General features: G+C 70.5%; 22 protein-coding genes and 1 pseudogene. 14 read left to right on the top strand and 9 right to left on the bottom strand.

Annotated elements, in window-relative coordinates; translation table 11 throughout:
- Positions 1 to 122: 122 nt before the first annotated feature.
- The gene (locus PYR72_RS02955) at positions 123 to 485 is read right to left on the bottom strand and encodes a DUF6479 family protein (protein WP_059084507.1); all 363 of its coding nucleotides are present in this window, start codon (positions 483 to 485) and stop codon (positions 123 to 125) included.
- A 162-nt stretch (positions 486 to 647) separates the two neighbouring features.
- Here PYR72_RS02955 and PYR72_RS02950 point away from each other — a divergent pair, with 162 nt between their 5' ends.
- A complete protein-coding gene (locus PYR72_RS02950; protein WP_275453713.1) occupies positions 648 to 1,025 on the top strand; it encodes a ferredoxin in 378 nt (125 codons plus the stop codon).
- Positions 1,026 to 1,128: 103 nt separating this feature from the next.
- Entirely contained in the window at positions 1,129 to 2,307 is a 1,179-nt protein-coding gene (locus tag PYR72_RS02945; RefSeq protein ID WP_275453712.1) for an acyl-CoA dehydrogenase family protein, read from the top strand.
- Here the strand turns inward: PYR72_RS02945 and PYR72_RS02940 are convergent.
- A complete protein-coding gene (locus PYR72_RS02940; protein WP_275453711.1) occupies positions 2,304 to 4,025 on the bottom strand; it encodes a helix-turn-helix domain-containing protein in 1,722 nt (573 codons plus the stop codon). The two genes, PYR72_RS02945 and PYR72_RS02940, sit on opposite strands and share 4 nt — an antisense overlap.
- Before the next feature lie 216 nt (positions 4,026 to 4,241).
- On the opposite strand from PYR72_RS02940, the gene PYR72_RS02935 reads away from it, so the two are divergent.
- From PYR72_RS02935 to PYR72_RS02890, 10 genes are all read left to right on the top strand, one after another.
- Positions 4,242 to 4,730 (top strand): general stress protein, encoded by a 489-nt coding sequence (locus PYR72_RS02935; protein WP_275453710.1) that lies wholly within the window; start codon positions 4,242 to 4,244, stop codon positions 4,728 to 4,730.
- A gap of 52 nt (positions 4,731 to 4,782) precedes the next feature.
- Complete coding sequence (dnaK, locus tag PYR72_RS02930) at positions 4,783 to 6,693, top strand: molecular chaperone DnaK (RefSeq protein ID WP_275453709.1); 1,911 nt, start codon at positions 4,783 to 4,785, stop codon at positions 6,691 to 6,693.
- Between the two features lie 9 nt (positions 6,694 to 6,702).
- Complete coding sequence (gene grpE, locus PYR72_RS02925) at positions 6,703 to 7,332, top strand: nucleotide exchange factor GrpE (RefSeq protein WP_275453708.1); 630 nt, start codon at positions 6,703 to 6,705, stop codon at positions 7,330 to 7,332.
- A 6-nt stretch (positions 7,333 to 7,338) separates the two neighbouring features.
- Positions 7,339 to 8,292, top strand: a complete 954-nt coding sequence (locus PYR72_RS02920) for a J domain-containing protein (protein WP_275453707.1) — start codon at positions 7,339 to 7,341, stop codon at positions 8,290 to 8,292.
- Entirely contained in the window at positions 8,292 to 8,699 is a 408-nt protein-coding gene (locus tag PYR72_RS02915) for a chaperone modulator CbpM (protein WP_275453706.1), read from the top strand. The genes PYR72_RS02920 and PYR72_RS02915 overlap by 1 nt, the downstream gene beginning before the upstream one ends.
- Complete coding sequence (gene clpB / locus PYR72_RS02910) at positions 8,690 to 11,329, top strand: ATP-dependent chaperone ClpB (protein WP_275453705.1); 2,640 nt, start codon at positions 8,690 to 8,692, stop codon at positions 11,327 to 11,329. The genes PYR72_RS02915 and clpB overlap by 10 nt, the downstream gene beginning before the upstream one ends.
- Positions 11,326 to 11,784: a thioredoxin gene (trxA, locus tag PYR72_RS02905; RefSeq protein WP_275453704.1), complete on the top strand. Its 459-nt coding sequence runs from the start codon at positions 11,326 to 11,328 to the stop codon at positions 11,782 to 11,784. The genes clpB and trxA overlap by 4 nt, the downstream gene beginning before the upstream one ends.
- 6 nt (positions 11,785 to 11,790) lie before the next feature.
- Positions 11,791 to 12,054 carry a UBP-type zinc finger domain-containing protein gene (locus PYR72_RS02900; RefSeq protein WP_275453703.1) on the top strand — a complete coding sequence of 88 codons (264 nt, stop codon included), beginning with the start codon at positions 11,791 to 11,793 and terminating at the stop codon, positions 12,052 to 12,054.
- Positions 12,054 to 13,835, top strand: coding sequence for an FAD-dependent oxidoreductase (locus tag PYR72_RS02895; RefSeq protein WP_275453702.1), 1,782 nt, complete (start codon positions 12,054 to 12,056; stop codon positions 13,833 to 13,835). Before PYR72_RS02900 ends, PYR72_RS02895 begins: the two co-directional genes overlap by 1 nt.
- Positions 13,836 to 14,157: 322 nt before the next feature.
- Positions 14,158 to 15,279, top strand: coding sequence for a hypothetical protein (locus PYR72_RS02890; RefSeq protein ID WP_275453701.1), 1,122 nt, complete (start codon positions 14,158 to 14,160; stop codon positions 15,277 to 15,279).
- Positions 15,280 to 15,523: 244 nt separating this feature from the next.
- Here the strand turns inward: PYR72_RS02890 and PYR72_RS02885 are convergent, their stop codons facing one another.
- Positions 15,524 to 16,624, bottom strand: coding sequence for an FAD-dependent oxidoreductase (locus PYR72_RS02885; protein WP_275453700.1), 1,101 nt, complete (start codon positions 16,622 to 16,624; stop codon positions 15,524 to 15,526).
- 274 nt (positions 16,625 to 16,898) lie between these two features.
- Positions 16,899 to 17,030 (bottom strand): annotated as a pseudogene (locus PYR72_RS02880) (hemerythrin domain-containing protein); the annotation flags it as partial.
- Between the two features lie 418 nt (positions 17,031 to 17,448).
- On the opposite strand from PYR72_RS02880, the gene PYR72_RS02875 reads away from it, so the two are divergent.
- Together PYR72_RS02875 and PYR72_RS02870 are read left to right on the top strand one after the other, a co-directional pair.
- Positions 17,449 to 18,624: a glutathione-independent formaldehyde dehydrogenase gene (locus PYR72_RS02875; RefSeq protein ID WP_275453699.1), complete on the top strand. Its 1,176-nt coding sequence runs from the start codon at positions 17,449 to 17,451 to the stop codon at positions 18,622 to 18,624.
- 526 nt (positions 18,625 to 19,150) lie between these two features.
- Positions 19,151 to 19,741, top strand: a complete 591-nt coding sequence (locus PYR72_RS02870) for a TetR/AcrR family transcriptional regulator (RefSeq protein WP_275453698.1) — start codon at positions 19,151 to 19,153, stop codon at positions 19,739 to 19,741.
- Between the two features lie 58 nt (positions 19,742 to 19,799).
- Here PYR72_RS02870 and PYR72_RS02865 read toward each other — a convergent pair whose 3' ends face one another.
- The 5 genes from PYR72_RS02865 to PYR72_RS02845 all read right to left on the bottom strand — a co-directional run bounded on the left by PYR72_RS02865 (position 19,800) and on the right by PYR72_RS02845 (position 24,576).
- Complete coding sequence (locus PYR72_RS02865) at positions 19,800 to 21,359, bottom strand: class I adenylate-forming enzyme family protein (RefSeq protein ID WP_275453697.1); 1,560 nt, start codon at positions 21,357 to 21,359, stop codon at positions 19,800 to 19,802.
- Positions 21,356 to 21,859, bottom strand: coding sequence for a hypothetical protein (locus tag PYR72_RS02860; RefSeq protein WP_275453696.1), 504 nt, complete (start codon positions 21,857 to 21,859; stop codon positions 21,356 to 21,358). The genes PYR72_RS02865 and PYR72_RS02860 overlap by 4 nt, the downstream gene beginning before the upstream one ends.
- A 70-nt stretch (positions 21,860 to 21,929) precedes the next feature.
- On the bottom strand, positions 21,930 to 22,733 hold the full coding sequence (locus PYR72_RS02855; protein ID WP_275453695.1) for an ATP-binding cassette domain-containing protein: 804 nt from the start codon (positions 22,731 to 22,733) through the stop codon (positions 21,930 to 21,932).
- On the bottom strand, positions 22,730 to 23,725 hold the full coding sequence (locus PYR72_RS02850; protein WP_275453694.1) for an ABC transporter ATP-binding protein: 996 nt from the start codon (positions 23,723 to 23,725) through the stop codon (positions 22,730 to 22,732). The genes PYR72_RS02855 and PYR72_RS02850 overlap by 4 nt, the downstream gene beginning before the upstream one ends.
- Positions 23,722 to 24,576: an ABC transporter permease gene (locus PYR72_RS02845; RefSeq protein ID WP_275453693.1), complete on the bottom strand. Its 855-nt coding sequence runs from the start codon at positions 24,574 to 24,576 to the stop codon at positions 23,722 to 23,724. Before PYR72_RS02845 ends, PYR72_RS02850 begins: the two co-directional genes overlap by 4 nt.
- Positions 24,577 to 24,578: the final 2 nt, after the last annotated feature.

The raw sequence follows: 24,578 nt of genomic DNA, 5'->3' as shown, positions 1-24,578 counted from the left end.
CCGAGGGGCGGTGACGACACCGAGGGCGGGCGTCGAACGAATCTCCGTTCGACGCCCGCCCCTCGGTACCTTCGGTCGTGCCCGGCGCACTCGGCGCCGCTTTCGGCCGGGCGGCCCCGGTGTCAGTGCGCGCCCAGTCCGCCGCTGCCGAAGCCGCCGCTGCTCTTCCCGCTCCAGCGCGGCCGCTTCTTGTCCGCGCTCGGCCGGGTCCCCTGATTGCCGTGCACCTCGTACGGGGTCAGCCGGCGGTCGCTCTGCGGGATCTCGTCCGGTTCGCGGTTCAACTGCTCCTCACGGACGGGGCCGCTCTCGGGGAGCCGGGGCTGCTCGTCGGGACGGGGCCGGCGCGGCTCACGAGCGCGTACGCGGGCGCCCAGCCACAGGGCGCCGATGAGCATGGCGACCACCACGAGCCCTGCCACGAACGGGGCGGCACCGGCCAGGACGCTTCGTTCTGCGGCTATATCAGTCCATTCCATGTTCATAAGGGATGAATACCCCCAATATGTCGAGTGAACCGGCCCGCTTCGCACGGCTCGTGCCCGGGTGCCCGGTCCGGACCTCCGGAAACGGAACCCTCGAACCGCGCACCGGGCGGATCCCGGCGGCCCGTGTTTGGCGGGAGGGGCACCGGCTACCCGCCCGGGGTGACCACGACGACGACATCCCAGCGGGAACTCATCAAATTCCTGGAAGACCGCTTCGCCTGTGCGCAGGCGTGCACCGAGTGTGCGCGGGAGTGTGCCCTGCGGGCGAGCCTGGTCGACCCCGACGGTCCCGAGGCCGAGGAGAAGACGCGCCGTAAGGGCATCATGTGCGCGGAGGTGTGCGACGCCACGTGCAGGGCGCTCTCCGAGGAGGCCAACCTCGACGAGGCGGCCATCCGCCTCCAGGTGGAGTGGTGCCGCACTGTCGCCCTGGAGTGCGCGCGCGCCTTCGACGGATCCCCCGGCGCCCAGGACGGTGCCGAGGCGTGCCGCGCGTGCGCCCGGGCCTGCACGGACTTCCTGGCCACCCTCCGCTGAGCCACGGGGTGCCGGAAAAGGCCCCCGCTCCCGCTGTTCCCAATTACTGGAACACGTTCTAGCGTGTGCGCCGTCAGGTCCGCCTGGGGAGCCTGGAGGCGCCGTGCACCTCGAATACACGCCCGAGCAGCAGCGGCTGCGCACCGAACTGCGCACCTACTTCGCACAGTTGGTACCGGAGGGCGCCTACACCCGCCACGCCGACCCGGCCGCGCAGAAGCGCTTCTACCGCACGACCATCCGCCGGCTCGGCGCCGACGGCTGGCTCGGCGTGGGCTGGCCGAAGGAGTACGGCGGACGCGGCCTGACCGCGATCGAGCAGTTCGTCTTCTTCGACGAGGCCGCCCAGGCGGGCGTCCCGCTCCCGCTGATGGCGCTCAACACGGTCGGCCCGACGATCATGCAGTTCGGCACCGAGGAGCAGAAGGCGTACTTCCTGCCCCGGATCCTCTCCGGCGAGCTGGACTTCGCCATCGGCTACAGCGAACCCGACGCCGGCACGGACCTGGCCTCGCTGAAGACACGCGCGGTCCGGGACGGCGACCACTACGTCGTCAACGGGCAGAAGATCTGGACCACCAACGGCGACACCGCCGACTGGGTGTGGCTCGCGGTCCGCACCGACCCCGACGCCCCGCCCCACAAGGGCATCACGATGCTCCTCGTGCCGACCACGGAGCCCGGCTACTCCTGCACCCTCATCAACACCCTCGCCTCGCACGACACCACCGCCAGCTACTACGAGAACATCCGCGTCCCCGTCTCCCGCCGCGTCGGCGAGGAGAACAAGGGCTGGCGGCTGATCACCAACCAGCTCAACCACGAACGCGTCACCCTCGCCGCCCACGGCACCATGGCCATCCGCTCGCTGCACAACGTCCAGCGCTGGGCCATGGAGACCAAGCTCGCGGACGGCCGCCGCGTCATCGACCTGCCCTGGGTCCGCCGCCGCCTCGCCCAGACCCACACCCGGCTCGACGCCCTCAAGCTCCTCAACTGGCGCATGGTCAGCGCCCTGCAGGAAGGCACCCTCACCCCGCAGGACGCCTCCGCCGTCAAGGTCTACGGCTCCGAGGCCCGCCGCGACGCCTACGCCTGGCTCATGGAGATCGTCGCCGCCGCCGGCGCCCTCAAGGAGGGTTCCGCCGGCACCGTCCTGCACGGCGAACTCGAACGCGGCTACCGCTCGGCGGTCATCTTCACCTTCGGCGGCGGCAACAATGAGATCCAGCGCGAGATCATCTCGTGGATCGGCCTCGGCATGCCCAGGGTGCGGCGCTAGCCGGGGCCGCCCAGCATGATCTTCCACACCCGGGTCGCGACCTGCAGGTTGAGGCGGTCCTCCACGTCCGTGAGGTCGTGGCCGCTGATCTCGCGAATGCGCTGGAGCCGGTAGCGAAGCGTGCTGCGGTGGATCGTGAGGGACTCGGCGGTCTCGGCGTAGTTGCCGCCGCAGTCGAAGTACCGGGACAGAGTCTCCACGAGCGCCGCACGGTGCCGGCCGTCGTAGTCGACGAGCTGTCCGAGCCATTCCCGAACGAACCCCTCCAGCTCCTGGTAGTCGTTCCCAGGTCCCAGGATGCGATAGAGGCCCAGATCGTCGAAGAACGTCGTGCCGTACCGGCTTCGAGACCGGCGGCGTACCTCCAGGGCACGCAGTGCTTCCTGGTAGCGGCCGGGGATACCGTCCGGGGTGTCACAGCGGGCGCTCACCCCGATCGTCCCGTCCGGTGTGCCGGTCTCCCGGGCGAGCGCCTCGTACAAAGCGTGTTCGTGGGGCCTGCCCTCGGCGACCAGGACCACGTGGTCGGAACGCCGAGTCACCAATGACGGCATGCCCACGGCCGACGCCGCCCGGCCCACGGTCCGCGCGAAGGCGTCGTCGTTGACCTGGCTCCTCCACTGCACGACGACCACGTACTGGATGCGGTGCAGGTCGTGTCCGAACGCCTCGGACCGGGCGTAGGCGCTCGCCTCGTCCGTGCCCCCCAGAAGATCGTCGACCAGTTCGCGGCGCAGTCGCAGCTCCACCTCAGCCAGATGGCGCAGATGCGACAGTTCCAGGGCGAGTGACGTGGCGGCATGCTCCAGAGCGAACACGGTGTACTCGTCGGCGTCGTCCCGGGGATCGACCAGGGCCAGCACTCCGAGAACCTCACCGCGGGGGCGTACCAGGGAGATCAGCCGGTCCTTGATGCGCACGGGCTTGCCTCTCCGGGCGACCTCCTGGAGCATCGCCTCATGGCGTACGGCGTCCGGTTCCGGATAGGGGTCGGGCCGGCCGGGACCGGTCCAGGACCGCAGTCGGCCGAAGCGGTCCTCCACCAGCACCGGAAATCCGGTGAGCTCATGCAGTGCGCCGGTGATGGCCTCCTCGCCGCCGCCCGAGGCCGCGGCCTCGGCGAGCGCGTCGTGCACGGCCCGCTGATATCCCGCCTTGACCACGAGGGAGATCATCCGCTGCTGGAGTGCCGCTCGTTCGCGTCGCAGTCGGTGCAGTTCCAGAGCGTCCTCCTGCCGGCGGCGGTGCGCGACGGCGACCGACAGGGCCGCGGCGGTCAGGCGTGCCAGCACGGCGAGCAGGAAGTGCTGGGCATGGGTGGGCCGGGAGCCGGACGTCACCACGAGGTAGCCGTGCAGTCCACCGGGCCCGTGCAGGGCCAGTGCCCGGCCCCGTGACCGGCCGGGAACGGCCACGGGGCCGTCCCGCCCTGTCAGCTCTCGCACCGTCCGGTCGACGCCCGACGCATGGTCCGCGTCCTGCGGGCTGGGGACCAGATGGCCGTCCACCCTGAGGTATCCGGCCTCGGCTCGGTACGGTCCCACGGCCGACACATGGTCCATGGCCAGGCGCAGGATCTCGCCCTCGTTCCGGGTGTCGAACAGGGCGCGGAAGACTGCCAGCAGTTCGCGGGGCGGCCGGGTCGCCCGGGCCGGGAAGGTGTCGGCGGGACCCACTCCACGAGACCGAGGGGTGCCGCCCGGACGGCTCCGCACCATGGGATCACTCCCTTTCCCGAGCCCTCGGAGAGGTGGGCGCACTTCGCGTACCCCTCTGCGACCGGCTCACCCGAGGTCTCGGAGTTTTCCCCTCGTGCTCACGGGGGGACGGGCGCCGTCGTTCTTCGACCTGCCGGGCGCAGGCGCAGAGCTCCTCGGTTCGCCACTCTGGGCGTGCCGGGGGCCGCCGTGCACACCTGCAGGAAGGACTGGACGATGACCGAGCAGCCTCGTAGGCCCGTTGCCGTGTACGAGACGTACCAGGAAGCCGAACGCGCCGTCGACCACCTCTCGGACCAGGGGTTTCCCGTGGAGAGGGTGGCCATCATCGGCCAGGACGTCCGCCTCGTCGAGCAGGTCGTCGGACGGATGAACTACGGCCGGGCCGTCCTGCACGGTGCGGCGAGCGGGGCCCTTCCCGGTGCGCTGATCGGCTGGCTCTTCGGCTTGCTCAACTGGGTGGACCCGCTCGTGTCCGCCCTGCTCGTCGCCCTCTACGGCTTGATCTTCGGGGCGATCGTGGGCGCGCTGTTCGGTCTCCTGCTGTACGCGCTGCAGGGCGGCCGCCGGGACTTCACCTCGGTCCGCTCGATGCAGCCCAGCCGGTACGACGTCGTCGTGGACGAGGCGGTGGCCGACGAGGCCGTACGGCTGCTCGGCGGGCTGCGGGCCACCGGCGCCGGCGCACGTCCCGCCCATACATGAACGATCGGATCCGCAGGTGCGGCGCATGCCGCCGCACCGGGAGGAGTTCCTCATGGCCAAGGCAGTGGGCATCGACCTGGGCACCACGAACTCGGTGATCGCCGTGTGGGAGGGCGGCGAGCCTTCCGTCGTGCCCAACACCGAGGGCAACCGTACGACACCGTCCGTGGTGGCCTTCACCGACACCGGGGAACGGCTGGTGGGCCAGCTCGCCCGGCGCCAGGCGATCCTCAATCCCAAGGGCACCATCTACTCGGCCAAACGGTTCATCGGCCGGCACTTCGACGAGATCTCGGACGAGGCCAGGGCGGTGGCGTACGACGTCGTCGAGGGTCCGGGCGGCGTCGCCCGTTTCAAGGTGCGCGACAAGCTCTACGCGCCCGAGGAGATCAGCGCCCAGGTGCTGCGCAAGCTCGCCGACGACGCGTCCAAGCAGCTCGGGGAGCGGGTCACGGAGGCGGTCGTCACCGTGCCGGCCTACTTCAACGACGCCCAGCGCACCGCCACCAAGGACGCCGGGCGGATCGCGGGCCTTGAGGTGCTGCGGATCATCAACGAGCCGACCGCGGCCGCCCTCGCGTACGGGATGGACAAGAAGCAGCACGAGACGGTGCTGGTCTTCGACCTCGGCGGCGGCACGTTCGATGTGAGCATCCTCGACGTGGGCGACGGCGTGGTGGAGGTGCGTTCCACGGCGGGCGACAGTCACCTGGGCGGTGACGACTTCGACCGGCGTCTGGTGGATCACCTCGCGGACGACTTCCAGAAGGAGAACGGCATCGACCTGCGCCAGGACCCGCAGGCCCTGCAACGCCTGTTCGAGGCGGCGGAGAAGGCCAAGACCGAGCTCAGTTCGGTGACGCAGACGCAGGTCAGCCTGCCGTTCATCACCGCCGACGCCGCGGGCCCCAAGCACCTCACCGACTCCGTCATGCGGTCCACGTTCGAGCAGATTACCAGCGACCTGGTGGAGCGGTGCCTGGATCCGGTCCAGCAGGCCATGGCCGATGCCAAGGTCGGCGAGAGCGACATCGACGAGGTGATCCTCGTCGGGGGTTCCACCCGCATTCCCGCCGTCCAGGCGCTGGTGCGCCGGCTGACCGGTGGCAAGGAACCCAACATGAGCGTCAACCCCGACGAGGTCGTGGCCCTGGGTGCCGCGATCCAGGCCGGGGTGCTCAAGGGCGAGGTCAAGGACGTCCTGCTGCTCGACGTCACGCCCCTGTCGCTGGGTGTCGAGACACGCGGCGGCGTGATGACGAAGATCATCGAGCGCAACACCACCATCCCCGTGCGCCGTACCGAGACCTTCTCCACCGCCGAGGACAACCAGCCCGCCGTCGACATCGTCGTCCTCCAGGGCGAGCGCGAACGGGCCGCCGACAACCGGGTGCTCGGCCGCTTCCAGCTCACCGACATCCGCCCGGCGCCGCGCGGCGAAGCGCAGATCGAGGTCACCTTCGACGTCGACGCCAACGGCATTCTCAACGTCAAGGCCAAAGACCGGGACACCGGCAAGGAACAGGGCATCACCATCACCGAGAGCTCCAACCTCGACCGCGGCGAGGTCGAACGCATGGTCCAGGAGGCCGAGCGCAACCAGGGCGAGGACCAGGCCCTGCGCGAGGCCGTCGACGCCCGCAACGAGCTCGACGCGGTCGCGTACCAGGTCGAGAAGCGCCTCGCCGAGCTGGGCGACGCCGCCCCCGCGCACGAGAAGTCACGCGCCGAGCTGCTGGTGTCGGACGCCCGGGCGGCGGTCAAGGAGGAGGCGAGCGTGGAGCGGGTGCGGCCCTTGACCTCCGAACTCCAGCAGGTGCTGGCAGGGCTGGCGGCGCATCAGGCCGGCGCCACCACGGGCGGTCCCGACCAGGACACCACCGGGGACGGCGCGACCGGCGGCGGCCCGAGCGGCGGTGGCGGTGACGACGACGTCATCGACGCCGAGTTCGACAAGAGCTGAGGAACCGCCATGCCGATCCACCCCAGGGAATCCGACCCGGCCGTGCCGGACCCGGCCGACCCGGCTCCGGAGGGCGCCGTACGCCCTCCTCGCGGAGATCTTCCGCGTTCGGGTTCGCCGGCCGGTCCGGGGCCCGACACGGACGAGGAACCCGGCCCCGACGCGGCCGGTGGCCCCGCCCCGCCCGAGGACGAGCACCTGGCCGAGCACACGGCCGCGCTCAAGGAACTCGAGGACCGCTGGCGGCGCGCGCTCGCCGACCTCGACAACCTCCGCAAGCGCCACGCCAGGGAACTGGAGCGGGAACGGACGGTCGAGCGGTCCCGCACGGCCGCGGCCTTCCTGCCCGTCCTGGACAACCTCGAACTCGCCCTGACTCATGCCGGATCCGATCCCGGTGCGATCGTGGAGGGCGTCCGGGCGGTCCGCGACCAGGGGGTGAACGTCCTCGACCTGCTCGGTTACCCGCGGCACGCGGAGACCGGCGTCGCCTTCGACCCGGCCCTGCATGAGGTGGTCGGCGTGGTCCAGGACCCCGACGCCCCGCCGGGCACGGTCGTCGAGGTGCTCCGCCCGGGCTACGGGGACGGCGAACGCCAGCTCAGGCCCGCCGCTGTGACGGTCGCGAAGCGGGAGTGACCGGTCATGGCACGGGACTTCTACGAGGTACTGGGCGTGTCACGGACCGCGAGCCAGGACGAGGTCCAGCAGGCATATCGCCAACTCGCCCGCAAGTACCACCCCGACGTCAACAAGGACCCGGGGGCGGAGGAACGCTTCAAGGACCTCAACGAGGCGTACAGCGTCCTGTCGGACCCCAAGACCCGGGCCCGTTACGACCGCTTCGGCGAGGACTTCCGGAAGGTCCCCGAGGACTGGGAGGAGCGGGTCGGTGCAGGCGCCGGACCCGGCGGCGGCTTCCGCGCTCGGAGGACCGCGGGCGCGGGCGGCCCCCGTGTCCGGTACACCGGCTACGGCGACGACTTCGCGGCGGAGGGCGTCGACATCGACGACCTGATCGGCTCGCTCTTCGGAGCGGGCGGCGCCCCCGGCCGGGTACCGGGAGCCGACCAGGAGGCCGAGCTGCCGCTCACCGTCGAGGAGGCGTACAGGGGCGGCCGCCGCACCGTCACGCTCGCCGGCCCCACCGGGCAGCCGCGGCGGTACGAGGTCGATGTACCGCCCGGCGTCACCGACGGGCAGCGTATCCGGCTCGCGGGCGAGGGCGGACGGGGAAGCGGCGACGCCCCCGCGGGCGATCTGTACCTGCGGGTGCGCATCAAGCCCGACCCCCGGTTCCGGCTGGACGGCCGCGACGTCCACGTACAGGTCCCCGTCACCCCCTGGGAGGCGGCCCTGGGCGCGACCGTGCCGGTGCCCACCCCCGGCGGCTCCACGGCCAAGGTCACGGTGCCCGCGGGCTCCTCCAGCGGCAGGCGGCTGCGACTGCGCGGCGAGGGCATGCCGAACCCGCGCGGTGCCGACGGCAACCTCTACGCCGAACTCCGCGTCATGGTGCCGCCCAAGCTCGGCGACCGGGAGCGCGAGCTGTTCGAGGAGCTCGCCGCCACCTCTTCGTACGACCCCAGGAGGACGTGATGAGCGACCGACCCTCATGGGCTGCGACCGGCGGTCGGGCCGCCCGGGCCGACGCGGGCGGGCGTCCCGTACGGACGAGCGTCGGCTCCACGGCCGTGCGCTACGCGCTCGTCCCCGTGCCCAGGCTTTCCCTGGACACCGTTGCCCGACGCGCCGGCGTCCATCCCGACCTGGTCCGCCGGTTCGTCGCCCTGGGTCTGGTCGACGCCGAGCATGACGCCGCGGGGCGCCTGGTGTTCGACTCCGCGGCCCCGGCGGTTCTCGCCCGCGTCCAGCGGCTGCGCTCCGGTCTGTGTCTCAACTACGCATCCATCGGTCTGGTGCTCGATCTGCTGGACCGCATCAGCCTGCTCGAAGCCGCACTGCGCCGCGCCGGTACGAGGAGTGACATACCGCCATGGACATGAACCGTCTCACCCAGAAGTCACAGGAAGCCCTCCAGGAGGCGCAGACCGCCGCCGTCGGCATGGGCCAGACCGAGGTCGACGGTGAGCATCTGCTGCTCGCGCTCCTCGACCACGAGAACGGCCTGATCCCGCGGCTGCTGCGACAGGCGGGCAGGGAGCCCGAGGAGCTCCGTGCGGCCGTGCGTGACGAGCTTTCCCGCCGGCCCAAGGTGACCGGCCCGGGTGCGGCGCCGGGCCAGGTGTTCGTCACCCAGCGCCTGTCCCGGCTGCTGGACGCGGCCGAGCGGGAGGCCAAACGCCTCAAGGACGAGTACGTGTCCGTGGAGCACCTCCTGCTCGCCCTGGCCGAGGAGGGCTCGGCGACCGCCGCCGGACGCCTGCTCAAGGAGCACGGCATCACCCGGGACTCGTTCCTGAGCGCGCTCACCCGGATCCGCGGCAACCAGCGGGTCACCTCCGCCAATCCCGAAGTGGCCTATGAAGCCCTGGAGAAGTACGGCCGCGACCTCGTCGCCGAGGCCAGGGACGGCAAGCTCGACCCGGTCATCGGCCGGGACGCCGAGATCCGCCGCGTCACCCAGATCCTCAGCCGCAAGACCAAGAACAACCCCGTCCTCATCGGCGACCCCGGCGTCGGCAAGACCGCCATCGTCGAGGGCCTCGCCCAGCGCATCGTCCGCGGTGACGTGCCCGAAGGACTGCGCGACAAGACCGTGTTCGCACTCGACATGGGCTCTCTGGTCGCCGGAGCCAAGTACCGGGGCGAGTTCGAGGAACGCCTCAAGGCCGTGCTGTCCGAAGTGAAGGCGGCCCAGGGGCACATCCTGCTCTTCGTCGACGAACTCCACACCGTCGTCGGCGCGGGCGCCGCCGAAGGAGCCATGGACGCGGGCAACATGCTCAAGCCGATGCTCGCCCGCGGCGAACTGCACATGATCGGCGCCACCACCCTCGACGAGTACCGCAAGCACATCGAGAAGGACGCCGCCCTCGAACGCCGCTTCCAGCAGGTCCTGGTCGACGAGCCGAGCGTGGAGGACACCATCTCCATCCTGCGCGGACTGCGCGAACGCCTGGAGATCTTCCACGGCGTGAAGATCCAGGACACCGCGCTGGTCTCCGCGGCCACCCTCAGCCACCGCTACATCACCGACCGGTTCCTGCCCGACAAGGCCATCGACCTCGTCGACGAAGCATGCGCCCGGTTGCGTACCGAGATCGACTCGATGCCCGCCGAACTTGACGAGATCACCCGCCGCGTCACCCGTCTGGAGATCGAGGAGGCCGCCCTCTCCAAGGAGACCGACCCCGCGAGCCGGACCCGCCTGGAGGAACTGCGCAAGGAACTCGCCGACCTGCGCGGCGAGGCCGACGCCAAACACGCCCAGTGGGAGGCCGAACGGCAGGCGATCCGCCGTGTGCAGGAACTGCGCCAGGAACTGGAACAGGTCCGGCACGATGCGGAGGAGGCCGAACGCGCCTACGACCTCAACCGCGCCGCCGAACTCCGCTACGGCCGCCTCCAGGATCTGGAGCGCCGGCTGAAGGCCGAGGAGGAGCAACTGGCCTCGAAGCAGGGGGAGAACCGGCTGCTGCGCGAGGTCGTCACCGAGGAGGAGATCGCCGAGATCGTCGCCGCCTGGACCGGCGTTCCCGTCGCCCGCCTCCAGGAGGGCGAACGCGAGAAGCTGCTGCGCCTCGACGAGATCCTGCGCGAGCGCGTCATCGGCCAGGACGAGCCCGTCAAGCTCGTCGCCGACGCCATCATCCGCGCCCGCTCCGGTATCCGCGACCCGCGCCGCCCCATCGGCTCCTTCATCTTCCTCGGCCCGACCGGCGTCGGGAAGACCGAGCTGGCCAAGACCCTCGCGGCGGCCCTGTTCGACTCCGAGGAGAACATCGTCCGCCTCGACATGAGCGAGTACCAGGAGCGGCACACCGTCAGCCGGCTCATGGGCGCTCCGCCCGGATACGTCGGCTACGAGGAAGGCGGACAGCTCACCGAGGCCGTACGCCGCAAGCCGTACTCGGTCGTGCTGTTCGACGAGGTCGAGAAGGCGCACACCGATGTCTTCAACACCCTGCTGCAGGTCCTCGACGACGGCCGCATCACCGACTCCCAGGGCCGGACCGTCGACTTCCGCAACACCGTGATCATCATGACGTCCAACATCGGCTCCGAGCACCTCCTCGACGGCGCCACCGCCGAGGGTGAGATCAAGCCGGACGCCCGCGCCCTGGTGATGGGCGAGCTGCGCGGGCACTTCCGCCCGGAGTTCCTCAACCGTGTCGACGACATCGTGCTGTTCAAGCCGCTCGGTGAGCGGCAGATCGAGCGGATCGTGGAGCTGCAGTTCGACGAACTGCGCCGCCGCCTCGCCGAGCGTCGCATCACCGTCGAACTCACCGAGGAGGCGCGTGAGTTGATCGCCCACCAGGGCTACGACCCGGTGTACGGGGCCCGGCCGCTGCGGCGTTACATCTCCCACGAGGTCGAGACGCTGGTCGGTCGCGCCCTGCTGCGCGGCGACGTCCAGGACGGCGCGAAGGTCCGTGTCGGAGCCGAGCACGGAGAGCTGGTGGTGACCTACGACCAGCCCGAGGACGAGAAGGGGGCGAGGGCGGCATGAGTACCGTGCAGGCCACCCACGTCACCTGCCCGCACTGCGGGCGCACCAACCGGGTACCCGTGGCCGCCGAGGGCCGCCCCACGTGCGGCAACTGCGAACAGCCGCTGCCGTGGACGGCCGACGCGGGCGACGACGACTTCACCGAGGTCGTCGAGCGGGCCACGGTGCCCGTCGTCGTCGACCTGTGGGCCACGTGGTGCGGTCCCTGCCGCATGGTGAGCCCCGCACTGGAGAAGGTCGCCACCGATCTCGCGGGAAAGATCAAGCTGGTCAAGGTCGACATCGACAAGAACCCACGCCTGGCGCAGCGGTTCGAGGTCCAGGCGGTACCGACACTGTTGGTCCTCGACAAGGGGCGGACCATCGCCCGGCAAGCGGGCGCGGCACCTGCCCCGGCCCTGCGGCGGTGGGTGGAGCAGTCGATCGCGGGCCGCGAACCGGCCGGGAAAGGGTGATCAGCCATGACCGTACGAACCGACCCCCACCTCACGCTCGTCCGGCCGGTCCAGCCACTGACCCCCGAAGGGTGTGAGGAGTGTCTGCTGCTCGGGTCTCCGTGGGTTCACCTGAGGCTCTGCCTGACCTGCGGACACGTCGGCTGCTGCGATTCCTCGCCGAACCGGCACGCGCGCCGTCACTCCGCCGGCGACGGCCACCCGATCGCGGCGTCGCTGGAGCCCGGCGAGGACTGGCGGTGGTGCTTCGTCCACGAGGCGTTCGTGTGATGCCCGGCGACGAGAGGCGGCCGAGCGCAGCGCAGGTGCCGGACGAGACGGAGGGGAGCGTCCCCTTCGAGACCGCCGACATCCACGGCGCCTACCCCCGCCTGACGGAGGACCAGACGGACCGCCTGGCGCAGCGTGGCCGACGGCGCGAAGTCGACGCCGGCGACGTGCTGATCCGGGAGGGGGAGCGGTGCGAGACGTTCTACGTCGTCCTCAGCGGCTCGGTCGCCGTCGTCGAGGGCTACGGCACGCCCGACGAACGTCTGCTGCGCGTGCACGGCCCCGGCCGCTTCATCGGCGAACTCGGCCTCCTGAACGGGCAGGTGGCCTTCTACACCGCTACCGTCAGGGACCCCGGTGAGGTCCTCGCCCTGTCCATGGATCAGCTGCGTGACCTGGTGACCCGGGACTCCGTCCTGGGCGATCTGGTGCTGCGCGCCTGCCTGGGCCGCCGTGCCCTGCTCGTCGGGCAGGGCGCCGGCTTCCGCATCGTGGGTTCGCGCTATTCGCCCGACACCCGGCGGCTGCGTGAGTTCGCCGCCCGCAACCGGCTGCCGTACCGCTGGATCGACCTGGAGACGGACGAGGAGGCCGAGGAGTTGCTGCGCCGCTTCGGCGTAGGCCCGGAAGAGACACCGCTCGTCATCTGGCGGGACACCACACTGCTGCGCAACCCCAGCAACGCGGAACTGGCCCGGCTCATGGGCCTGCCCGCGCTGCCCGCGGGAAACCATCACGGCGATCTCCTGATCATCGGCTCCGGACCCGCCGGTCTCGCCGCCGCGGTGAACGCCGCCTCGGAAGGTCTCGGCACCACCCTGGTCGAGGCGATGGCCACCGGCGGCCAGGCCGGGACGTCGTCCCGCATCGAGAATCTGCTCGGCTTCCCCTCCGGCATCTCCGGCGCCGAACTCACCGACCGCGCCGTGCTCCAGGCCGCCAAGTTCGGCACCCAGATCAGTGTCCCGGCGGAGGCGGCCCGTCTCGAACCGCGGGAGGGCCACTACGCCGTCGCTTTCGCCGACGGCGGAGAGATCACCGCCCGCACCGTCGTCCTGGCCACCGGCGCTCGCTACCGCCGCCTCCAGGTGCCCGGCATCGAACGCCTGGAGGGAACGAGCGTCCACTACTCGGCGACCCTCTACGAGGCCCAGCAGTGCCGCACCGACCCGGTGGCCGTCGTCGGCGGAGGCAACTCCGCGGGCCAGGCCGTACTCTTCCTGGCCGGGTACGCACCGCGGGTGTATCTGCTCGTCCGTGGGCCGCGCCTCGATGCGCATATGTCCCGCTACTTGATCGACCAGGTCGAGCGCCACCCGCGGGTGCGGGTGCTGCTGCGCACCGAAGTGACCGAGGCGCTCGGCGACAAGACGCTGGAGGCCGTCGACATGGTCGACCACCGTACGGGCGAGCACCGGCAGCTCGCGGTGCGGGCCCTGTTCGTCTTCACCGGCGCCGACCCCCACACCGAGTGGTTGTCGGGCGCGCTCGCCCTCGACGCGCGCGGCTTCGTGCTCACCGGCGCGGAGGCGCAGGCCCGCTCCGTTCCCGAAGTCTGGCAGAGCCAGGGCCGCGACTGCCTGACGCTGGAGACCAGCCTGCCTGGCGTCTTCGCCGCCGGCGACATCCGCAGCGGCTCGGTGAAACGCGTGGCCTCCGCGGTCGGCGAAGGCGCGATGAGCATCCACTTCGTGCACCGCTGCCTGGGCCACACGGCCGCTCCCGGCGGCACCGACAGCTCCCCGCACATCCGTGCGAAGGAGTCCGCCTGGCTCGGATGACTGATCGAATCCACGGTGGGAGGCGCGACGACCGCAGTCGCGTGGACGCCATTGGCGGATGTCACGGAGTTCCGACGGCAGGGCGCCGGAGAGCGATCGGGAGAGGCAGGTGAGCAGCGGTGCGTGCCGGAGTGATGCCGGAGCGGGTCTTCGCGGTGATGGTGGACGCGCTCGTGGAGCGGTGGGAGCGGGCTGTGTGACCGCCCGCACCTGCAGGCGGAGGTCGCGTGTCACGCGGCATCGACGTTACGTCGGCGGTGTCTGTGGGCACCCGGGAGCGGCGGGGCAGCCGATCGGGGCAGCCGATGAGGAGGGTTCAGCCATGCAGGTGACTTCTCGGGGCGTTACCGTCGTGGCTCTCCTGGCGGATCCGGACGCGCCGACAGAGATCGCGCAGCGCATGGCCCGGACACTCTCCGCTCGGCTCGCCGACAAGTCGGGCCAGGGACGGCGGTTCGACGTCGAGGTGGTCAGTGAGCCCTTCACCACTGGGGCGGAAGACCCGCCCACTTTGATGCGCCGGATCATGGACCGAGGGAGTGCGGAGAACTGGGACATCGTCGTGGCCCTCACCGACCTTCCGCTGCACTCACACGGGCGCAGGCTCGCTGTGAATCTGAATCACGAACACGGCCTGGCGCTGCTCTCCCTTCCTTCACTGGGAGGCCTGCGGCTGCTGACGAGGGCCCGGCGGGCCGTCGAAGAAGCCGTGCTCGACATGGCGGGCACGCAGACCACTGGTGCTGAAGGACCTCCGCGAAGTCAGCCGCGTCCTGGGCCCTCCGCCCGACGTCTCGCGCCTGTTCATCCGGGCCGCCCCGGCCAGAAGGAGACCGACGACCTTCGGTACGTCGTCAGCGGGCCGCGCGGTTACCTGCGAGTGCTCGCCGGTATGGTCCGAGCCAATCGGCCGTGGCGGTTGGTGCCGGGCTTGTCGAAAGCCCTGGCGGCCGCGCTCGCCACGGGGGCCGTCGCCACCGTGAACTCCACCGTCTGGAACCTGGCCGCGTCCCTCAGCATGCCACGCCTTGTGATCGCCACCGTAGGATCTGTCGCGATCATGATCGGCTGGCTGATCATAGACGCGGACCTGTGGCATCGATCAGCGGAGAGCTCGCCGGAGGCGAGGCAGAGGGCGCGGCTGTACAACGCCTCGACGGTCGCGACCGTGGGTATCGGGGTGCTCGTCTGCTACGTGGGTCTGATGCTCATCAACTGGGTGTGGGCGTTGTTCATCCTCAACGACCAAGTGTTCGCTTCCATGACGCGAACCCCGCTGCACGCCGAGGAGTACCTGACGCTGGCCTGGTTCGTCGCTTCGGTCGCCACCGTGGGCGGCGCACTGGGATCAGGATTGGAGAGCGACGAGGCGATCCGGGCGGCCGCCTACTCCAAGCGCGAACAGGAACGTCGCCGCAAGCTGCAGAACGGCCAAGACGGGTAACGAGCTCGTGCTCGGTGGAGCGACATCGTCCCAGCCGTCGCCGGTCTGCTGTCCCACCGGCAGGCCGCGGCCTTGACGTCGGCACGGCAGACATCGGCACGGCAGACGTCGGCACGCCGGATGTGCACAACGAGCCCCCCGCCATCCTCGACACCTCACCGCCTACCACGCACCCGCTTGGCCAGGCGACGCGGCGGGGGGCGTCCGCAGGGCGTCCAGCGACAGGTCCCCACTGTCGGGGCGTTCAGCGGGGTCGGCCGAGTGTTGCCGCCGGACGCAGGTTCTCCTCGAGTTTTTCGGCCATGGCCGCGCCGGCCAATGCCCGTCCCAGTCGAGGTGCCTGCTTGAAGAGGTTGTGCCCGGCTGCGAAAAAGACACTGTCGGCTTCCCAGACCGCCATGCCGTCCTCGCTCCACGGCAGGCTCGTCACCCAGCAGTGCAGGTGCTCTACGGGTTCGGGGTCGAGGCGGGGCAATGCGCGGGAGACGTACGCGCCGGCGCGGTCGCCGAGTGCCGCCAGTGCTTCGGGGTCCACGACGCTGCCGTCCTCCCGCACCTCGACCGCTTGGCTGAGGCCCACCGCATAGCGGCTGTTGCCCGGGTAGGGGGCCGCGTAGACGCCGACCTCCCCGAAGTCGCCGCTGCTGTCCTGCAGACAGGCGACCCGTTCCGGGGGCGCTCCCCTGACCTGGAAGGTGAGGCGGACGTGGGCCGCCGACCGTATGGGGAGCGAAAGCCCCACATTGCGCGCGAGTCGAGCGGTGCCCAGGCCGGCGCACACCACGACGCTTGCGTACTCTTCGCGGCCGGCGACGCTGAGCACCTCCACCGTGCCGCGGCCCGTGGGATGCAACGAGAGGACCTCGTCGGTGACCACGGAGTCACCCAGTGCCTCGGTCAGGCGCGCGACCGCGACACGGGTGCGGATGGCACCGCCGTCCTCGTCGAGCATCGCGGGACCGCGATAGGCCGCGAGCAGCGGCATGCTGGCCTGAAGCTCGGCGCTGTCCACGGTCCGGACCGGTATGCCGCCGACATCCTGCAGAATGCGAAGCCTTCCAGGAACGGGATCGCCCAGGGCGACCACTCCATCCTGGGAGATCAGTTCGGCGCCCAACCGGTCGGCCCACTCGTCCCAGATTGCGCGGCCCTGCCGTGTGAATTGAACCAGGCGGGCGTCGTCGTGCGCGTGACGGAATATGCGGGACTCGCCACCGGACTGCCCGTTGCCGGGAACGCCGCTTTCGTAGACCCGCGCCGTCGTTCCGCGTTCGGCCAGTGCATAGGCGGTGCAGAGTCCGACGATGCCGGCTCCTACCACGGCCACCTCGGGAACCCGGTCCATTGGATGGCCTCACTTCGCGTCCCGGAGACTTCCCCCTATGGAACAGCGGTGGGGCATCCGTCGCCGCCGCGAACTGGTGGGTGACTGCACCCGATGGGCGGCTCTGCCAGGCTCACGCGATACGGCGGCGGAACCGCCTCTTCTCCAGCGTCACACTGGCCTGAAATATGTCAAGCGGCCACCACGGACGGCGGTCCTGACCGACGGGCGGAGAGTCGCGGGGCGGACGCCCTGGTCGAGACCTGGGAAAGGCAGATCTGCCTACGGGTTGCGGTCAACAGCTGACGATGCGGCGCACGTTGTCGACGGCACCGCCGCCTTCGTCGAGCTGACACTCGCGCTCTCCCGCAAACGCCTCGCCCAGGTTCTCGCGGCGCTCCATGGCCACGTTCCGGCGCGCTCCGTCCCTGCCGCGAACGCCACGTGACCACTGAGAACGGCATCGGTCGGATCTCGAGCGACCTCATCATTCGGCCGGCCGCCCGCGACGTCCACCACACGACCTGGCCGGAATCCCCGTCGGGGCTACGGCGGTGGTCGGTGGTCGGTGGTCATCCGGAGGGTAGATTTTTCTGATTGATGTGCGTGTGTTCGTTTCGCGTCGAGAGCCGACGGGGACCCGGGCAGCACGCCGCCGGTATTCCGCATCGCAAGCCGTCGGCCGCGCCGTTGCACCCGATCCGGGTGAACGACCCGCAGAGGCATGCCGGAGTCAGGGAGCGCGTCCCGCACCCCTCGTTCAACGCCCGGGGAGTGAGGGCCTTTCGCGCCGGCTCCATCACCGCCGTGGTGCGGTCATGCCGCGGCAGCAAGGGAGCGCAATCATGAAAGCAGCGGTTTACGAAGGCCCGCGTACGGTCACCGTGAAGGACGTGCCGGACGCGAGGATCGAGCACCCCTGCGACATCATCGTCAAGATCACCACCACCAACATCTGCGGTTCGGACCTGCACATGTACGAGGGCCGCACCTCGTTCGAGTCCGGCCGCACGCTGGGACACGAGAACATGGGCCAGGTCGTGGAGGTCGGCCCGGCCGTACGCAAGGTCCAGGTCGGCGAGTACGTGGTCCTGCCCTTCAACATCGCCTGCGGCTTCTGCAAGCAGTGCGAGCGGGGGCTGACCAACTACTGCCTGACCATGCAGCCGGAACCGGCCCTCGCCGGAGCCGCTTACGGCTTCGCCGACATGGGCCCCTACCAGGGCGGCCAGGCAGAATTGCTGCGCGTGCCCTACGGCGACTTCAACGCCCTGCGCCTGGGCGAGGACGCCGCCGAGCGGCAGACCGACTACGTGATGCTCGCCGACATCTTCCCCACCGGCTATCACGCCACCGAGATGGCCAACGTCAAACCGGGCGACCAGACCATCGTCTTCGGGGCCGGTCCCGTCGGGCTGATGGCGGCCTACTCCGCCGTGCTCAAGGGTGCCGGCCGCGTCTGGGTGGCCGACCACCAGCCCGACCGGCTGCGCAAGGCGGAGGAGATCGGGGCCATCCCGATCAACACCGCCGAGCAGGACCCGGCGGAGGTCGTCAAGGAAGCCACCCTCGGTCTGGGTGCCGACAACGGGTGTGAGTGTGTCGGCTACCAGGCACACGATCACGAGGGACACGAGGATGCCAGCCTCACGCTCAACGGCCTGATCGACTCGGTCAGGTTCACGGGCGACATCGGCGTGGTGGGCGTCTTCCTGCCCCAGGACCCCGGCGGCGACGAAGCTCAGGGCGAGCTGGAGGCACAGGGCAAGGTGCCGATCGACTTCGGGATGATGTGGTTCAAGGGCCAGCGCATGGGCACGGGTCAGGCACCGGTGAAGAGGTACAACCGGGCGCTGCGGGACCTGATCGCCGGCGGGAGGGCGACGCCGAGCTTCGTCGTCTCGCACGAGCTCGGCCTGGACGAGGCCCCCACGGCCTACGAGCACTTCGACGCCCGTGACGAGGGCTGGACCAAGGTGGTCCTGCATCCCAACGGACACGGGAACGGCAGCAAGCGATAGGAACCCAGGGACCGCCGCCCGCCACCCGTCACCCGGACCAGTCCGGGTGACGGGTGGCGGTCACCCTGACTCCGCAGAGGCCGAACCAGCGGCGCTCACCGGAGTTCGGCCAACCTCGCGACAGCCGTGAGCCGCACACCCCTGGAACGGGACGTCGGCTCTGCTCGCGAGGAGCGACGGGTGCGGGTTGCCAGGGCTGCGGAAGGTGACGGATCAGCACCCGTGCAAGGGGGTGGCTGAGGACTCCGGCGACGCGGAGCGCGGCGTCTCCTGGGCGGGAAGTAGTCTCCCGGTGGCTTCGAGCGCCGCGACCGGCTCCTCGCGCTACGGCCCCTGGATCGGACTGGTTCGACGCCGTCACGCATGGTGACCAGGTGTTCCCGGGCATGGCCGGACGGTGGTTTTGATGTCATGGTCTCGACGAGGGTGAGGCTCATGGCTTGCCTCCGATATATTTCGCTTGTTATATAACGGCGATGTGGGTCGTGCCGGATGCCGGTCGACCGTGAGGGACGAGGAGGTCTGGGTGCCGCGGTATGTGGATCCGGAGGAGCGTGTCCGCGACATCGTGGTGGCCTCGTTGGATGCCTTGAGCGAGGGGGGACTCGCCGAGCTGACACTGCGGAAGATCGCGAAGCGGATGGGCGGGTCCATCACGCTGATCACGCACTACTTCGCCAACCGGGAGGTCCTGCTCGATGCCGTACTGGAGTACGCGCTCTCCGACGCGGACGCCATCCTTGAAGAGCTGGAGCAGGTCGCGGACCCCCGTGAGCGGCTGCGGGTCGCCCTGCGGTGGTTCCTGCCGGACACCCCGGAAGCGCTGACCCAGGAGCGGGCACGGGTGGCGTTGCTGACCCACCAGGGTGCGGAGCCGGTCATCGGGCGGCACCTGCAGCGCATGGAGCCGGCGATGCGAGCGGTCCTGGTACGGGCCGTCGAGGAACTGGTCCCGGCCGACGAACTGGAGGGCACGGTCGACATGCTGCGGATCTGGGTGTCCGGTATAGCCCTGTCCGTGGTCGAGCATCCGGAGATCTGGACGCCGGAGCACCAACTCGCCGCGCTGGAGCGCTTCCTCAAGGTGCTGTCGTTCACGGAGGTCCCGGCCGGCTGAACGGAACGAGCGGGGGAGCGGATCGCCCGGTGGGCGTCGGCCGATCCGCCGACCTGCTTCAGGACGCACGCAGGTCCACGACGCGATCGCTGGGTGGCTCGGCGCGGAGCTCCGCCTTCGCGATCTTGCCGCTGGAGGTGTACGGCAGGCTGTCTCGGAACTCCACGTAGCGCGGCACCTTGAAGCGGGCGAGCCCCTGCAGGCACCACGCCTCGATCTCCCGGGCGGTCAGGCTCGCTCCCGCCTTGAGCACGACGACCGCCTTCACCTCTTCGTCGCGATCGGGGTCGGGGACCGGTACGACACCCACCTCGTCCACTTCGGGCAGGGCCATGATCTGCAGCTCGACCTCGGCCGCGGCGATGTTCTCCCCGCTGCGGCGGATGACATCGCGGAGGCGGCCCTCGTAGTAGTGCTGTCCGTCGGCGTCCTTGCGCACGATGTCACCGGTGCGGAACCAGCCGCCGGGCAGGAAGAGTTCGGCGTTGGCCTCCGGACGGTTGTGGTAGCCGAGCATCATTCCGTCGCCCCGCAGGCACAGTTCGCCCGAACGGCCCGGCCCGACCTCGGCGCCGTTTTGGTCGATGACCTTCGACTCCCGCTGGGGGAAGCACCAGCCCATGGAGCCGGTGCCGACCGTGTCCGTGCGCTCGTACGGAACGTAGGTGCCGTTGCCGACCTCCGTGCTGGCGTACACCTCGCGCGCCCGCAGGCCGAAGCGTCGCTCCAGAGGCTCGTGCAGGGAGGGCGGCAGGGCGGACACCGGCGCCTTCTTCAGGGCGAGTCGTCCGTCGGCCTCGCTCTCGGGGAGGTCGAGCATGCCCTCGTCGATCCACGCCATGTCGATCTGGTGGTCGACGAGCCAGCTCATGAACTTGCGCCGGCTCAGCCCCGCGGTGACGTACAGGCCCCCTCCGCAGGCCAGCGCCATCATCAGATATGCCTGGTTCTGCATGTAGTAGAAGGGGTGGTCCGCCAGGATCCGCTGGGCGTCGCCGAGCGCGGAGCCGTAGACGCCGATCCGGATCCAGTAGGTGTGGGTGAGCAGGCATCCCTTGGGCAGCCCCGTCGTGCCGGACGTGAACTGGATGTTGACCACCTCCCCGGGATCGGCCCGATGGGTGCGTGGCGTCGGCTCCGGTGCGCTCAGCGCGGCGAAGTCGTGGAGTCCGGCGACGGGTTCGCCGACGACGACGACCCGCTCGCCGGGTACCGGGCCGACGCGGCCCTCGGAGAGAGCACCGGTGACGACGTCCTCGGCCGCGACCAGCCACCGGGCGCCGGCGTCGCCGAGCACGAAGTCGATCTCACGCGACGTGTACTCGGGGTTCATCGGGACGGCGACCGCGCCCGCTTCGATGACCGCGAGCCAGGTCAGCGGGAACTCCACCTGGTTGCGCAGCATGATGCCGACCTTCTCGCCGGGCGCGACACCGAGGCGTTCGAGACCGGTGCGCACCCGGCTGATCCGCTCGCGCAGTTGTGCCCACGTCAGCGTGGGGCCCCCGCCCTCGATGTGGGTGAGGGCGGGCTGGTCCGGCCACCGCTCGGCGGCGTGGTCCAGGGCCTCGGGGATGGTCTTGTCGAGGAGGTACTGCTGGTGTGCGTCGAGTTTCATGCTCTCGGCCTCTCTCGGGCGGTTCGGACGGTGGACCACAGGGCGCGCTGTGTCGCCACGAATCCGGGCCGTTCCCGGCCCCTGACCTCGGCGCGCAGGTCGGTGACGACGAGATGGCCCTGCTCCCCGCGGTCGATGACCTCGCGGACCTCGCCATGGATCCGGAAGGGGTCGGTGGTGCGGATCACCGACACGAAGCGGACGTTGTCCAGCCCGTAGTTCCAGGCTATCCACGGGCCTTCGGACCACACGGAGTGGTTGCACAGCACGTCCAGCAGGCTGAGCAGGTGGAAGCCCTCCACCAGGTCCTCGCCGTACCCGTCCTCGCCCTCGTAGGCGTGGGGGTACTCGTCGTGGTAGGACGCTTTCTCGAAGTCCTTCACACGTTCGCCGTCGACCGCGAACCAAGGCGTCGTGAACGTCCCGCCGAGCAGTGCCGGCGCCTGGGAGGGGTGTGGGACGGTCAGTGTCGTGGCTCCCTCGGTGGAGAGGATGCCCATGATCGCTCCTTTGTGTAGCGATTGCTTTATTACGAGGGTGTGGGTACGCTCGTACTCCGGGGGACCGGGGTCAGGCGCCGCGCCGCCGGGGCTGCCACCCGGGCCGTGGCACCGCGTCCAACAGCTCCTGGGTGTACGGGTTTCGGGGGTGGTCCAGCACGTCCGCGGTGGGCCCCCGCTCCACGACACGGCCGTTGCGCATGACCATGCAGTGGTCCGTGACCTGGCGGACCACCGCGAGGTCGTGCGAGACGAACAGGAAGGCCACGGTGGTGCGTTCGCGGATGTCGGAGAGCAGGTTCAGCACCTGCGCCTGGACGCTGACGTCGAGTGCGGCGACGGCCTCGTCGAGGATCAGGATCTCCGGTTCCAGCGCCAACGCCCGCGCGATGGCGACACGTTGCCGCTGCCCGCCGGACAGGTCGCGCGGGAGCCGCGCCGCGTGCTGCTCGTCGAGCCCGACCTCGGCCAGCAGGCCCACCGCCCGTTCCAGGGCCGCGGTGCGCCCGAGCCCGATGCGCACGCGCAGGAGTTCCGTCAGACCGGCGCCGATGCGCTGGCGCGGGTCCAAGGAGGCGAACGGATCCTGGAAGACCATCTGCACGGGGCGTGCGGTGCCCTTCCCGCCGCCGGCGACGGTGACGGTCCCACTGGTCGCCTTCTCCAGCCCGGCGACGATGCGCGCGGTGGTCGTCTTGCCCGAGCCGGACTCGCCCACGACCGCCAGCGAGCCACCGCGCTCCAGGGTGAAGCAGACGTCGTCGACGGCGACGAGCGCCCTGCCGCCACGGGAGCGGGCGGGGAACTCCTTGCGCAGGTGCTCCACGACGAGCGCCGGGCCGTCGTCCCGGACCGGGACCGCCTCCTCGGTCATGAGTGCACCGCCTGGGGAAGCTCGGCGCTGATCTGTTCGACGCGATGACAGGCGACCAACCGGTCCTCCACGGTACGCAGTCGAGGCCGGTCCTGCCGGCACTCCTCGGTGGCGAAGCGGCAGCGCGCGGCGAACGCGCAACCGGACCCGACCTCGTACGCCGAGACCGGCCGGCCCGGGATCGGCTCCAGCCGGGTCACCGCCGTCGCACTGGGACGGCAGGCGAGCAGGCCGGCCGTGTACGGGTGCCGGGGGCGGGAGTGGACCTCCGCCGTGGCACCCCGTTCGACGACCGTCCCGGCGTACATGACCGCCAGGGAGTCGGTCACGGCGGCAGCCAGGTCCAGGTCGTGCGAGATGAACAGCAGACCGAGGTTCCGCTCCCGGATCTGCTCCTGGAGAATGGCCATCACCTCCGACTGCACGGTCACGTCCAGAGCGGTGGTGGGCTCGTCCGCGAAGACCAGCTTGGGTGACGGCAGCAGTGCGGCCACGATCATCATGCGTTGCAGCAGGCCGCCGGAGAGCTGGTGCGGGTACTGGGTCAGACGGTGCTCCGGGTCGGTGATGCCGATGCTCGCCATGAGGTCCAGCGCGCGCTGCCGGGCTTCACGCGGGCCGAGCAGCCTGCCGCCCACGACACCTTCGAGGAGGAAGTCTCCGACGGTGCGCAGCGGGTTGGTGTGGGCGCGCGGGTCCTGGTGGATCAGCGCGACGTCCCTGGACCGGTAGGCGGCCAGTTCACGGCGCGAGAAGCCGAGCACCGACCGTCCTTCGAAGTCGATCCGCCCGGTCGTCCCGGCGTGCCGGGGCAGCAGTCGCATCGCGGACTTGACCAGCATCGACTTGCCCGAGCCGGACTCGCCGACCAGTCCCACGGTCTCGCCCGCCGCCACGGTCAGGTCCACGTCGCGAACGAGCGTCCGCCGATTCCCGCGATCTCCCGCCGTGATGCCGACGTCCCGCAGCTCCAGCAGGGGTGAGCCGCTCATCGGGAACCCCCCAGCCGCCGGGTGAGACGCTCGCCCAGGATGTTGAACGCCACCACGGAGACGACGATGCACAGGCCCGCCGCCAGGCTCTGCTGCACGGCCCCGTCCAGCACCTCGGACCGTCCGTCGGCCACCATCACTCCCCATTCCGCCTCCGGTGGCTGGATGCCGAGCCCCAGGAAGGACACCGCGCCGAAGTCCATCAGCGCCGATCCGAAGCCGATCGTGGCCTGGGCCAGCACGATCGGTGCCACGTTGGGCAGCAGGTGCCGTCCGCAGATCCGCCAGGTCGACAGTTCGGCCAGCCGCAGCGCCTCGATGTAGGGCAACTGCCGCTGCCGTACCGCGACACTGCGCACCACCCGGGCGACGTACGGCGTGTAGACAAGGGTCAGGGCCAGGACCGGCGCCCAGAATCCGGCGCCGAACACCGCCGCCGCGACGACCGCCACCAGTACGCCGGGAATCGCGAACAGAATGTTCAGCATCCGGTTCAGCAGCCGGTCGACCCAGCCGCCGTGCCAGGCGGCCGCGAGCGCCAGCAGCGTCCCGAGTCCGGCGCTGCCCAGCACGATGATGCCCGGTCCCGCGAAGCTCAGCCGGGCACCGGTCAGCGCCCGGGAGAAGATGTCACGGCCCAGGGAGTCGGTGCCGAACAGGTGGGCGCCGCCAGGGCCCTGGTTCGCGGCGAGGACGTCGGTGGCCGCCGGATCGTAGGGCGCGATCCACGGGCCGATCACCGCGAGGACGACCAGGCCGGCGGCGAGTGCCGCCGAGACCAGCAGCACGGGGTCGCCGAAACCGCGGCGCGTGGTGCCGCGCGGCCGGAGGGTGGCTGTGAGCGTGGCCATCG

Origin of the sequence: Streptomyces sp. VNUA24, assembly GCF_029167005.1 — a bacterium.
In the GTDB taxonomy this organism is placed as follows: Bacteria; Actinomycetota; Actinomycetes; order Streptomycetales; family Streptomycetaceae; genus Streptomyces; species Streptomyces scabiei.
This window is presented reverse-complemented; position numbering and strand designations above follow the sequence as displayed.